Origin of the sequence: Pseudoalteromonas sp. (assembly GCF_018402495.1) — a bacterium.
Lineage (GTDB): Bacteria > Pseudomonadota > Gammaproteobacteria > Enterobacterales > Alteromonadaceae > Pseudoalteromonas.
In genome coordinates this window covers 106043-119028 of record NZ_JAGYIU010000002.1, presented here as the reverse complement: position 1 = coordinate 119028, position 12986 = coordinate 106043, and the positions used below count along the sequence as shown (strand labels likewise).

Annotated in this window: 11 protein-coding genes; 9 read left to right on the top strand and 2 right to left on the bottom strand. The window is 40.3% G+C overall.

From position 1 onward, the window contains the following. The first annotated feature begins 48 nt into the window (after positions 1 to 48). The 9 genes from KG708_RS06055 (at position 49) to ccoG (ending at position 11490) form a co-directional block, all read left to right on the top strand. Positions 49 to 1176, top strand: a complete 1128-nt coding sequence (locus KG708_RS06055) for a M14-type cytosolic carboxypeptidase (protein ID WP_213608569.1) — start codon at positions 49 to 51, stop codon at positions 1174 to 1176. 375 nt (positions 1177 to 1551) lie between these two features. Beyond that, positions 1552 to 3054: an alanine/glycine:cation symporter family protein gene (locus KG708_RS06050; RefSeq protein ID WP_138563219.1), complete on the top strand. Its 1503-nt coding sequence runs from the start codon at positions 1552 to 1554 to the stop codon at positions 3052 to 3054. Positions 3055 to 3177: 123 nt separating this feature from the next. Continuing rightward, positions 3178 to 3504, top strand: coding sequence for a hypothetical protein (locus KG708_RS06045; protein ID WP_013464606.1), 327 nt, complete (start codon positions 3178 to 3180; stop codon positions 3502 to 3504). 1 nt (position 3505) lies between these two features. Then, entirely contained in the window at positions 3506 to 3787 is a 282-nt protein-coding gene (locus KG708_RS06040) for a DUF1315 family protein (protein WP_013464607.1), read from the top strand. Then, positions 3777 to 6461 carry a DUF349 domain-containing protein gene (locus tag KG708_RS06035; protein ID WP_213608568.1) on the top strand — a complete coding sequence of 895 codons (2685 nt, stop codon included), beginning with the start codon at positions 3777 to 3779 and terminating at the stop codon, positions 6459 to 6461. Before KG708_RS06040 ends, KG708_RS06035 begins: the two co-directional genes overlap by 11 nt. Positions 6462 to 6560: 99 nt before the next feature. Continuing rightward, entirely contained in the window at positions 6561 to 7115 is a 555-nt protein-coding gene (locus KG708_RS06030; protein WP_213608567.1) for a DUF1439 domain-containing protein, read from the top strand. A gap of 64 nt (positions 7116 to 7179) precedes the next feature. Then, positions 7180 to 8481: an AarF/ABC1/UbiB kinase family protein gene (locus KG708_RS06025; protein ID WP_213608566.1), complete on the top strand. Its 1302-nt coding sequence runs from the start codon at positions 7180 to 7182 to the stop codon at positions 8479 to 8481. Between the two features lie 55 nt (positions 8482 to 8536). Beyond that, positions 8537 to 9955 (top strand): sigma 54-interacting transcriptional regulator, encoded by a 1419-nt coding sequence (locus KG708_RS06020; protein ID WP_213608565.1) that lies wholly within the window; start codon positions 8537 to 8539, stop codon positions 9953 to 9955. A 152-nt stretch (positions 9956 to 10107) separates the two neighbouring features. Then, positions 10108 to 11490, top strand: coding sequence for a cytochrome c oxidase accessory protein CcoG (gene ccoG / locus KG708_RS06015; RefSeq protein WP_213608564.1), 1383 nt, complete (start codon positions 10108 to 10110; stop codon positions 11488 to 11490). A gap of 35 nt (positions 11491 to 11525) precedes the next feature. On the opposite strand, the gene KG708_RS06010 is transcribed toward ccoG, so the two are convergent. Together KG708_RS06010 and KG708_RS06005 are read right to left on the bottom strand one after the other, a co-directional pair. Continuing rightward, entirely contained in the window at positions 11526 to 11933 is a 408-nt protein-coding gene (locus KG708_RS06010) for a hypothetical protein (protein WP_213608563.1), read from the bottom strand. 23 nt (positions 11934 to 11956) lie between these two features. Continuing rightward, positions 11957 to 12883, bottom strand: a complete 927-nt coding sequence (locus KG708_RS06005) for a M14 family metallocarboxypeptidase (RefSeq protein WP_213608562.1) — start codon at positions 12881 to 12883, stop codon at positions 11957 to 11959. Between the last annotated feature and the right edge of the window lie 103 nt (positions 12884 to 12986).

The following is a 12986-nucleotide window of genomic DNA, read 5'->3' as shown; positions in this document are numbered from 1 at the left end:
GCTAAATCCTTTGGTCAAGACACACAGTTAACTAATAGGTTTGTTGTAATGAAAATCAGTAGCAATTTCGACAGTGGTAATATTAAAGTTATTGAAGCCACCGATCCGTTAAATATTCAGCTAGAAATTAATAAAGATCATCAGTCTGAGTTTTATCAGTGGTTTCACTTTCGTCTTGAGACAACGCCTTATCAACTTCATCAGTTAAATATTAATAATCTTGATAAGTCTGCATACCCTGATGGTTGGGTAGACTACCAAGCTGTCGCTTCATACGACCGTCAAACATGGTTCCGTGTACCGTCTTCGTATGAAAATGGCACATTAACATTTGAGCTTGAGCCTGAGTGCAGTAGCGTTTACTTCGCCTACTTTGCACCTTACAGCTACGATCGTCATTTAGACTTATTAGCATGGGCGCAAAGCCAAGAAATTTGCCAACTAGAAACACTAGGTCAAACGCTTGATGGGCGTGACATGAGCGTGCTTAAAATTGGTCAGCCAAGCGCCGATAAAAAAGTAATTTGGATCACTGCTCGTCAACACCCAGGTGAAACAATGGCCGAGTGGTTCGTAGAAGGCTTATTACACAAGCTACTTGATGATGAAGACCCTCATGCAGCAGCGTTACTATCAAAAGCGGTATTTTATATCGTGCCAAACATGAATCCTGATGGCAGTGCGCGCGGTCACCTACGTACTAATGCTAAAGGGGTTAATTTAAACCGTGAATGGCAAACACCCAGCATGGAAAACAGCCCAGAAGTTTACTTAGTGCTTAATAAAATGCGCGAAGCCGGCTTAGACATGCACCTAGACATTCATGGTGATGAAGCCATTCCATATAATTTTGTTGCCGGTAGCGAAGGCATACCAAGCTATGATGCACGCCTAAAAGGCCTAGAAGATAGCTTTAAAGCCGCGCTTTTAACTATTACTCCAGAGTTTCAAGATACCCATGGCTACGATAAAGACGAACCAGGTCAAGCTAATTTAACAGTAGGTTCATCAGCGACAGCGGAAGAATTTAAAGCACTTACTTACACAGTAGAAATGCCATTTAAAGATAATAATGACTTACCCGATCCAGATTATGGTTGGTCAGATCGTCGTTCATATCAATTTGGTCAAGATACTTTAGCAGCCATTGTTAATGTAGTTGACAACTTAAGATAAAACGTTTGTTTCAAAGGGTATCAATAAATATTGATACCCTTTTTACTTTTAGCTAAACCAACCGTACCAAAAAATAAAAATCATTTACCCACCACAGTACTAAAACGTTTCAATACACCTTCTCGACAGATTTAATACCATATAGTCTAAATCAATTTGCACTTAGTTAAACGTTGTCTTAGCAGGCTCAATATAAATCAACAATGAGTTGTTTTGAAAATTAACTGTTAACAACATTGGGTACTTAAGTTAATATCGATTGAGCAATAAGAAAAACGGAAAAGATTAACCCTTTATTTCGTAAAGCTTATGACAGGTATTCTGAGTGGCAGAGTATGGTAATTAATAATAATAAATATAACTGTGAGGATGTTCATGGAAGCTTTTGTAAGCGCCGTTAATGATGTTGTTTGGAGTGATGCACTCATCTATTTATGCCTAGGCGCAGGCTTATTTTACTCCGTACTAACTCGATTTGCTCAAGTTAGACATTTTAAAGAAATGTGTAAGCTATTATTTAGCCCTAACACCTCAGAAAAAGGGATCTCATCTTTTCAAGCTCTTGCTGTTTCATTATCTGGCCGAGTAGGGGTTGGTAATATTGCCGGTGTGGCAGCCGCAATTGGTTTTGGTGGCCCTGGCGCTATTTTTTGGATGTGGGTTGTTGCTTTTTTAGGTGCAAGTACTGCATACGCGGAGTCAACATTAGGTCAAATTTATAAGTTAGAAGAAGACGGCCAATACCGCGGTGGCCCAGCCTATTATTTTGATCGTTGTTTAGGGCAAAAGTGGCTAGCTGTATTATTTGCTGTGTCGGCAATTATAGCGTGTGGGGTTTTCCTGCCGGGCGTGCAAGCAAATGCTGTGGGCAATGCATTCACTCAAGTATTTGGTGATGGCACTATGGTGTCTACAAGTTTTGGTGACGTAGGCAGTTTTAAACTGGTTGCGTTGGCCATTATTCTAATCGTTTTAGCGTTTATTATCTTTGGTGGTATAAAGCGCATTGCTAATTTTACGCAAATTGTAGTGCCATTTATGGCGCTTGGTTACATCGTATTGGCCTTAATTATCGTATTTTTAAATATAGACAAAGTACCAGGCATTTTCTCGCTCATTATTGGTGATGCATTTACAGCTCAAGCAGGCTTTGGCGCTGCAATTGGCTGGGGTGTTAAGCGTGGTATCTATTCTAATGAAGCCGGTCAAGGTACAGGTCCTCATGCGGCGGCGGCGGCAGAAGTTGATCACCCTGCACAGCAAGGTTTAGTGCAAGCTTTTTCTGTTTATGTTGATACGCTTTTTGTATGTACAGCAACGGCATTAATGATTTTAATGACGCAGCAATACAATGTAGTCGGTACTTTGCCAGAAGGGCAGTTTATAATCCAAAATGTGGATGCGGCAACTGAAGTGGGGTCAGCAGCATTTACCCAAATGGCGTTGTTTAGTGTATTTGGTAGCTTTGGAGAAGCGTTTGTAGGTATCGCTTTATTCTTCTTTGCTTTTACCACCATACTGGCCTATTACTTCATTGCTGAGACGAATATCGCGTACTTAAATCGCTACTTTAAAGGAAGTATTCCGCTTGTAGTGGTAAAACTTATGATTATGTTTATGGTAGCCTACGGCATGGTTAACAGTTCTGGTTATATATGGACTATTGGCGACATAGGCGTTGGCTTAATGGCGTGGATCAACATATTGGGTATATTAGCCATTTTCTTTGTCGCTAAACCGGCCTTAACATGTTTGAGTGATTATGAAGAACAAAAGAAAAAAGGTGGCAAAATCATATTTGATCCCGTTAAGTTAGGGATTAAAAATGCTACCTTCTGGGAAAAACGCCTTGAAAAGCAATCAAAAGACGCTGAATAAACAGTTCCCAATAACCTAATATCATCTATTGGGTTAAATTCAAAAAAGACAAAGAGCAATAAAACAAGTACAATGAAAAGCGCCGAAAGGCGCTTTTTTTATGCGTAGTATGGAGAGAGATGTATGGCGATTATTCGTTGCCCCAAATGTGCAAAATCAATTTCAGATAAACATTCGCAGTGTCCACATTGCCAAAGTAACGTTGCTGAATTAAATGCCGAGCAAGTTCAACAACTTCAACGTGAACAGCGAATTAAAAAGCAGCAAATGTTTATGAACCACTCCTTTTTAGCGCTGATCTTATTTTTAGGTGGCTTCTTTTGTTTGTACTTCCTACAACCTCAAGAAAAAACACTTCAGTGGTATGCGTATACCTCGGCCATTGGGATTGGCTGTATTTGGTATCTTATTAACCGTATTATTTTAGTGACTCTGAAAAAGAAAAAATGACATGAATATTGACAACCTAGTACAGAATATTACTCCAGAATTATTTGAGCGCTTACAGTATGGCGCGGCAACGGGAAAGTGGCCAGATGGCACGCCTTTATCAGATGAGCAAAAGCAACAAACAGTGCAACTAGTGATGTTGTACCAAGCAAAAGTAGCACAATCAAACGAGCAGTTTACCATTGGTGCAAATGGAGAAATGATCCAAAAAACCAAAGCGCAACTACAAAAAGAATTCAAATCAGATAACGAAATAGCTAGGTTCAGTGAAAATGATCTTTAAACACCTTTTTACACCAAAATGGAAACACCCAAAGCAACAAGTTCGTTTAGATGCGATTGAAAAACTTGATGTGGCACGTGACGTAACAATTTTAAGCACCTTAGCCCTTGAAGACTCATCGGCTGAAATTCGTCGTAAAGCACTGCAAAAAGTAAACGACTTACCACTGTGGTGGAAAGCTTACAAACAAGATCAGGCATTGAAAGATGTTGCTGAACAACAAATCTCATCGGCTGTATTAAACAGTGAAAGTAGCTTATCGGCGCAGATTAAAAATGAGTACATTGAACGCTTTGCACCGGTTAAAACCCTTGAAAAACTAGCATTTGCTGAAAAAGAACTGCAAGTGAGAGTTAAGCTATTAAAACGCCTAGCTAACCCAAAGCTGATTGAAAAAGCCTTTAAAGAAGCAAACGAAGAGCTGCAAAAACAGTTAGTTGATTTAGTCATTACTCAGCAGCTAACTAAAGCACTGTTAAAGCATGCTCAAGGTGAAGCCAAAGTTGCGCTAGAAGGTCATCTTGAAAACGAGCGTTTAGCGCTTGAAATGCCATCGCAAGTTGAAAACGCAACCCGTGTTATTTTAGCCAAGCTTAATGCACTTCGTGATAAAAATGACTACGCTATTGTTGACCCACAAGCTGCAGAACTCATGGCGCAGTGGCAAGCTCTTGAATTAAAATGGCTAAGTGAAGAACATGTAAAAACCCTTGATGCTAAATATATATCAATTACCGATAAGCTTGATGCTCACATTGCCACATTAAAAGCGCAGCACGAAATAGAGCAGCAACGTTTAGCGCAGCAACAACGTCAAGTGTTAGCATTAGCAACGTTAGAGGCATTAAGTGAAGAAATTGAAAATGCATTGCAACTTGGATTAGAAACCCCAGAGCAAATTCAGCAAGACTGGCTTAATGCAAAAGTAGCACAAGCAAAAGACACATTAGATAAAACGCAACTGATGGCTGATCAGCAATCAAAGCAGGTTATAAGTAAGTTAGAGCAGTTATTTTTACAAGTTGCCAAGTTACCTGAGCTAACCGCGGCGATTAAAGAGTATAAAATTGCTTACAGTGCGCTGTGCGAAATAAAACCCGCCGAGCAGCTCAGTGATTACGATCAACAACTAAGTGCCTTTAATCACACATTTAAAGAGGCACGCAGCCATTTAGATGTACTTAGTCATGATTTACAAGCGTCGTTTAAAACCCAACTTAATGCGCATAAAAAGCAATTTTTAGCTGCAATGAGCGAACTCACTAAGCCGCTTGAAAAAACGCAAAGCCAAGCTAAACGCAAGGCTCGTGATGTAAAACGTTTAATTGAAGAAGGGCGCTTTAACGTTGCATTTGGTGTATTTAAAGGCTTCGAAGAGCTATTTAACGAATTGACCGAAAAATATCAACAACCGTTGGTTAATTTAAAAGCAGACCTAGAAGCGCAATTAGCCGATGCTAAAGATTGGCAAAAATATGCGGCCGCACCAAAACGTGCAGCACTTTTAGAAGAAGTAACAGCGTTAGTTGATGAGCCGTGTAGCGATCCGCAACAGCGCGCTGATCAAGTTAAAGTATTGCGTAAGCGTTGGAACGAACTTGGACGCCTTGATACTGAGCAAGAGAAACAACAGGGCAACGAGTTCGATGAAAAAATTGAGCTTTTATTTGCCCCTTGTCGCAGCTACTTCGCTGAGCAAGAAGTGCAACGTGAAGCAGCAAAAGCAGAGCGCGAGCAATTGATTGCTGATATGAATGCACTGCATTTACAAGCAACTGATACGGCTGATTTAGATTGGAAACAACTAGAAAGCAACTATAACCGTTTGCAAAAAGCATGGCGAAGTGTGGGTAAAGTTGATCCGAAAACATACCGCGTGTTGAACGAGCGTTATAAGGCAGAGCAGCAACAGGTTGTGGCGTCATTAAATGCGTTTCATAAAGGCAATGCCGCACTTAAAAATGAGCTTGTTGAACAGGCACAGCAATTATCACAAAGCGATAATTTAGCAGACGCTTGCCAACAGCTAAAGCAGTTACAGCAACAGTGGCAAACCATAGGGTTTGCAGGCTTAAAAGCTGAAAACGCATTGTGGCAAAAATTCCGTCAGTTTAATGATGCAACTTTCACTAAACGAAGCGAAGAGTTTGAACAGCAAAAGCGCGAACAAAGCGAGTCAGATAAGCTGGCAACAACTGAGCTGAATGAGCTTGAAGCAGCATTAAATAGTGTAGAAGGTAAAGCCCAATTACTTGACTTGCAAACCAAAGTTAAAGGGTATACACAGTTTAAATCGTTAACCCCTAAAGTGTCTGCTTTGTTATCAGCCATAGATGAAAAGCTGATAGGCTTAGCGGCTAGAAATGAGCAAGCTAATTTAGATGCTTTATTTGTTGCACTTGAGAACAACGAGCCAGTCCCGAGCCAGTTTAATGGTGCAGTTAAAACAGCATTGAGCTGTGAGCAGCTGTTAACGCGTATGGAAATACTTGCGAGCGTAAGTTCGCAAAACTCATCGCAAAGAATGGTAGAGCAAGTAGCCATGCTTGATGATAAGCACCGTGGCGAACACGCTGATTTAAATTATTATTTAAAGCAGTTATTAGCACTCAGCGAGGGTTCAGTTACAGCTGACACACTAGCAAGATTAAAAGTTATTTTTGCGGTAAATTAAGCTCAATCACTTTTATCAACTAAAATGAAAAAGCCGCTATTAAAGCGGTTTTTTGTTATGGCTACTTACCGCCAATATGATTAATTAATAGGGTTTTGCATGAAAATTTTTGTTTTTATTTCACTACTATTTTTAACTGCCTGTAACAGTACGCAGGGTATTTCGGTTTATTCATTTACAAATTCAGAGGTTGAGTCGTTACTAAATAAAGAGTTACCTAAATTAAGTGAAAAAGTTAGCCTGATGGGCTTACCTGTGCAGTTTGGTGTGAATGATTTAAGCGTTAATATTGGCCCAGATAATAGTGACTATGTCCTACTAGGTGCTGATTCGAGCGCCGAGATTAATGCTTTTGCATTAAAGTACCCAGTGCGCTTAAAGCTGCAAATACAGGGCACCCCTTTTTATGACAGCGAGAAAAAAGCGGTATTTTTACGTAATGTTAAGTTACTCGACTCAAGCATTGATGCCGGTGGCTTTAAAGGTAATTTAGAAGTGCTGGATAACGAGGCCATGGATGTAATGAATGCCTTTTTAGCCGTTAACCCCGTTTATAAGTTAAATATGAACGATCCTAAAATGGCATTATTAAGTAATTTACCTTTAGATTTAAAAGTAGTAGAAGGCGCTATTAAGCTAGTCCCTCGGTTATAATTTAGATCCAATAGGCGTAATAAAACGTATTAGTTGACCTTATTATTAATAGATTAGGTTAATTATGGCTAATGAGCGATCCGTTCCCACATCTCGACTTTCACGTTTTGCAAAGTTAGGCTCATTAGCCACTGGCGTCGCCACGAATATGTTAGTGGGCGGGGCTAAAAGTGCGCTTTCTGGTAAAGGCTGGGATAATAAAAGCTTATTGCTTCAGCCTAAAAATATTGAAAACCTAGCCACTCAACTCTCACACCTGCGCGGTGCGGCAATGAAGCTTGGACAGCTGCTTTCAATGGATGCGGGCGACTTATTAACTCCCGAACTTGCTCAATTGCTGTCTTTACTGCGTTCCGATGCTAACCCGATGCCACATAAGCAACTGGTTAGTGTTTTAAAAGAGCAGTGGGGAGAGGATTGGTTATCGCGTTTTTCTCATATTGAGCTTAGGCCGTTTGCGGCGGCGTCCATTGGCCAGGTTCATTTAGCTTTTAAAGAAAATGGCGCGCAGCTGGCAGTTAAAATTCAATACCCTGGAATCGCAAAAAGTGTAGTGAGTGACGTAGATAACGTGATCACTTTACTTACCTTATCGCGGTTATTACCTAAAGAGCTGGATATTAAACCCTTAGTGGCAGAAGCCAAAGCACAGCTATTAGCCGAGGCCGACTACACTCGAGAAGCTGAGTATTTAGCACGTTACAAAAACCTGTTAGCAGATAACGCGCATTTCAAAGTCCCTAGCGTGTATCCTCAGCACAGTACTGCGCAAGTGCTAACCATGGAGTATGTAGATGCCAAACCTATAGAAGGCATTACATATTTATCTCAATCAGAGCGAAGTCGAGTAGCAGAGCAGTTAATAGATTTATTTTTTAAAGAGATGTTTGAATTTCATTTAATTCAGACTGATCCTAATTTTGCTAATTTTCACTATCAAGTTGAGTCACAAAAAATAGTGTTGTTTGATTTTGGTGCCACACGAGAAATTACTCCAGCGCTAAGTAGTGCTTATTTAGCTTTATTTAAAGCCGGTAGTAATAACGACCGAGAAGGGGTGCTCAATGCCGCCACCGATATTGGCTATTTTAAAGATTCTCTCAAAGACAATTACAAAGAAAAAGTGATTGATTTATTTTTAATGGCCTGCGAGCCACTGCGTTATCACGGCGAGTTTGACTTTAAAAACAGCGAGCTTGCTAGCAATATTAAAGATGCAGGTTTGCAGTTAAGCGCACAGTCGCAGCAATGGCATACGCCTCCTGTTGATGCGTTGTTTATTCACCGTAAGCTAGCGGGCTTGTATTTAATCGCAGCACGGCTAGAAGCAAAAATAGATATTAAGGCATTATTTAGCCATTACTAGGTGCTAAAGCAGGAGAGAATTGGCATAATACTCGCGATATTTCGCGAGGTCTGCAATGATAAAAAACTTTTTAAACGATCCTACTTTATTACTTAATGCGGTAGGTGAGGGCATATACGGATTTGATTTATCTGGTAATGCGGTGTTTGTAAATCCAGCCGCAGAGCGAATGACGGGTTGGACGGCCGATGAATTATTAGGAAAAAAAATACATCAATATCATCATCACAGTCATGCCGATGGCACGCCTTATCCTGCCGATGAATGCCAAATTTACTGCACCATGTTTGATGGCAAACGCCGCGAGGTTAAAAACGAAGTATTTTGGCGTAAAGATGGCAGCGCCTTTGCTGTTGAATATACCTCCACACCTGTTTATAAAAATAGCCAGCTTATTGGTGCCGTGGCCGTTTTTCGCGATATATCAGCGCAGCAGCGAACCCAAACCGCGCTCCAAGATGCTTTAGCGCAAGTAAAGCATTTAAGCGAGCAGCTCAAAGATGAAAACGACTACCTTACTGCCGAGCTAAATCAAGATTGGCAAGACTCGGGGCTAGTAGGGCGCAGTGATGTATTTCAACGTATGTTGCAGCAAATACAGTTAGTGAGCGAAACCGACAGTACGGTGTTGATACTTGGCGAAAACGGTACTGGCAAAGAGCTGGTGGCGCGTAACTTACATAGATTAAGCAAGCGCAATGAGCAGGCGTTTATAAAAGTTAATTGTGCGGCGTTTACCCCTAGCTTATTAGAATCGGAGTTGTTTGGACACGAACGAGGCTCGTTTACCGGCGCAAATGAGCGACGTAAAGGGCGTTTTGAACTTGCTGATAAGGGCACTTTATTTTTAGATGAAGTGGCAGAGCTGCCGTTAGAGTCACAAAGTAAATTATTACGAGTATTACAAGAGCGCGAATTTGAGCGAGTAGGGGGCAGTCAGACGTTAAAAGTTGATATTCGTATTTTAGCAGCAACTAACCGCAACCTGTGGGATATGGTACAAAAAGGCCAATTTAGGATGGACTTATATTACCGCTTAAATGTATTTCCTATCAAAGTACCTGCATTAAAAGAGCGAAAAGAAGACATTCCTTACTTGTGCCAAAACTTAATTGCGCAAATAAATAAGCGCTTAGGTAAACAATTACAAGGAGTAAGCAAAAAGGCTATTAGACAATTACAGGCTTATGACTGGCCTGGTAATATTAGAGAGCTGCAAAATGTATTAGAGCGAGAAGCAATTTTGTCTAAACAGCCTACGTTGCAGTTAAGCCAGCCACTTAAAGCCGATGCTCCTAATACCATTAATCCGACCCTAACACTGGATGAAGCGCAAAAACAACATATTTCCTCTGTACTGACGTTATGTAACTGGAGAATTGCTGGTGAACAAGGGGCTGCCAAAAAATTAGGGTTACCAGAGAGTACGCTTCGTTCAAAAATGCGCAAGTTAGGGTTACAGCGCACCCTTTAACTCGCGATATAGCGTGGATTTCGTTAAATATCGCGACTTTCTGTTTTTTGTAATTTATAAAGTTATTTAATATCAATATGTTAATTTTTATTTCAGTATGGTCTGAAAGTTGCAAATACATACTTAACACCCGTCACTATTAAGTAAGTAACATGAAGTTTGATATTAAAGAAGAAGACATGATCATTAAGCCCTATAAAGAAGAGGGGCCAATTTATATACGCGAGCAAAAAGGATTTTTTCAGCGTATACGGCGTAATTTAGGCTGGCTGTTAATGCTTAGTTTTATTGCTATTCCGTGGATACAATACAACGGTCAGCAAGCGGTTTTATTGGATGTTGCCACACAAACCTTTACTATTTTTGGTTTAACCTTACTCCCTCAAGACTTCATGATTTTAGCCATGTTGTTTATGGTGGGGGCGTTTGCCTTATTTTTTGTGACCAATTGGCTTGGCCGTGTGTGGTGTGGCTATACGTGCCCGCAAACAATTTGGATGTTGATGTTCTCTTGGGTTGAGCAACGTATTGAGGGGACACGTAATCAACGTATTAAACTCGATAAGTCTGCATGGGACTTGACTAAATGGCGTAAAAAAATAACTAAACATACAGCATGGCTGGTTATTTCACTCTTAACTGCCACTTCTTTTTTAGCGTATTTTATTCCAGCTAAAACCTTATACCTAGAAATGGTTAATTTTGAATGGTCTGGGATCACCAGTTTTTGGGTGTTTTTATTTGCATTTTGTACCTATGGCAACGCAGGCTTTTTACGAGAAAAAATGTGTACTGTAGCGTGTCCGTATTCGCGCTTTCAATCTGTGATGTTTGATAAAGACACACTAGTGGTAACCTACGATAGCGAACGAGGTGAAAACCGTGGCCCACGTAAACGCAAAGCCGATCCTAAAGCGCTTAATTTAGGTGACTGTGTAGACTGTAATTTGTGTGTAGAAGTATGCCCGGCAGGGATTGATATTCGTAATGGCTTGCAATATGAGTGTATTAATTGTGGCTTATGTATTGATGCCTGTGACGATACTATGAATAAGTTTGGCTATAAAAAAGGCTTAATAAAATACGCCAGTGAAAAACAAATGGCAGGGCAGAAAACTAATCCATTTAGGCTTAAGTTAGTGGGTTATGGTGGTTTAACTGCATTGTTAATTATTTCTATGTTTGCTTGGATGTTACAACGCACTCCTATAGAAGCTTCAGTGCTGAGAGACCGAAATGAATTGTACCGTGTAAATTACGAAGGCTTAGTAGAAAATCCTTATACGCTTACAATTATTAATAAAACACAACAGTCGCTACATTATTCAATTTCCATTAGCGGGTTAGCGGGTGCTACTTTACAAAGCCCAAGTGCAGTGTTGGTAGAACCAGGAATGATGAAAAATGTGCCTGTAACCGTAACTGCTGATGGGTATGATCTGCCGAGTAAGGTAAATAAGTTGCAGTTTAAGATCACTGCGCAAGAAGACAACAGTATTTCAATTACCAAAGACAGCCAGTTCTATAAAAATTAGCATTTTAGTTTAGCTACCTCAGCCGTGTAATTTCGTTATTCGGTTGAGGTAAGTATTTTATTTACAAATGATTTGGCCTGCTGCAAGTCATCAAATAAGCAATCTTGCAAATGGGCGTCGCGACCTGAGCCGTGCATAATACGTTGAATTTGCCTTAAGGCTATAGGAGAAGTGAGTACAAAGGCACTAATTAGGCAGTTATTTTTCCCCATTGTTTGGCTAACATCGATCATATTTTTTTCTGCATCAGGGGTAGCTGCCACTACATCTGGTGAATCGCTGATGTAGCCCCAAGGTAGATGTTTAAACGGTGCAATGGTCTCTAGTAGTGTCGCATTAAAGTGATTTAATAATTCAGGGTTTAGGCTACCTTTAAATTGGGCAATTACAATACTACCCTCTACGCGCAACTTATAACTGCCATATTTATTTTTAAATTTCAATCGTGGCTCCTTTAGTCCACACCTTAATCAGTGTTGTAAATACTAATAATGTAATCTAACGCACCTGTAATTGCAGCCACTTGTGCCACTATACACTCTTCAGGATTGGCTGTTGCACTATCGGGGTAAACTTCAGTGGTTGTAACGTAAGACGCATCAGATAATCCCATACATAAACCTAACTCTTTGGCCGCATAATTTATAACCCCATATTGCTCTTGCGGTACACCAATTAACTGGTTATTTTCATCACTAGGCGCGATATGTGTTACCTTTTTAACACACTCAATAATGGCTTTTTGAAAAGCAGGCTCAGGCTTGTTGCTATCAGCGACTAAATAAAAACCGTCAGGGATATTCCAGTTCGTATTTACTTTACCTTCGCGCGCTGCAAGTGCAGGACGAAACTCACTGTTATCTGAATCGGTTGTTTCATGTAAATCGATATGTGCAATTAAATCAGTATTTAACGATTGTACATAATCCATTACCGCGGCAGATTCTTGTGCTGGGCTGGCTTCGTAAAAAGAACGATTTGGATCTACAGCCTCTGGGTTCCAGCGATTTATCGTCTCGTAACCCCAAGGACTAATGCAGGGGACAATAACAATATTAAAGTGTTGCGCATAATGAGTTGCCAGTGTTTTGGCGAATCTTAAAGCGCCATGTACACCACTGGTTTCGTAACCATGTACACCACCAGTAATTAAAACAGTAGCTTTACTTGGAGCAAAGTTAGCGGTTTTAAGCGCGTACAAAGGATAGCTACCCGTAGCATACCCAAGCTCACCGTATCGCTGTACTTCTAGAGTGCTTTTAAGTTCATCAATTAAAGTGACGACTTCTTGCTGATAGCTGCGCTTAATTTTTTGTGCCTCAAGCCATTGGGTTTTATTGTTGTTGTTCCACTTTTCACCAGCCGTACCAATTGGGTAACTACTGTTATTCATATTAAACCTTCACATTGAATTATTTCTGTGGACTATAGAGCAAACAGAGCATAATGACGAAAATAAAGCGCTAGCTTAACGCTGACTAAAATAACGCGCAAGT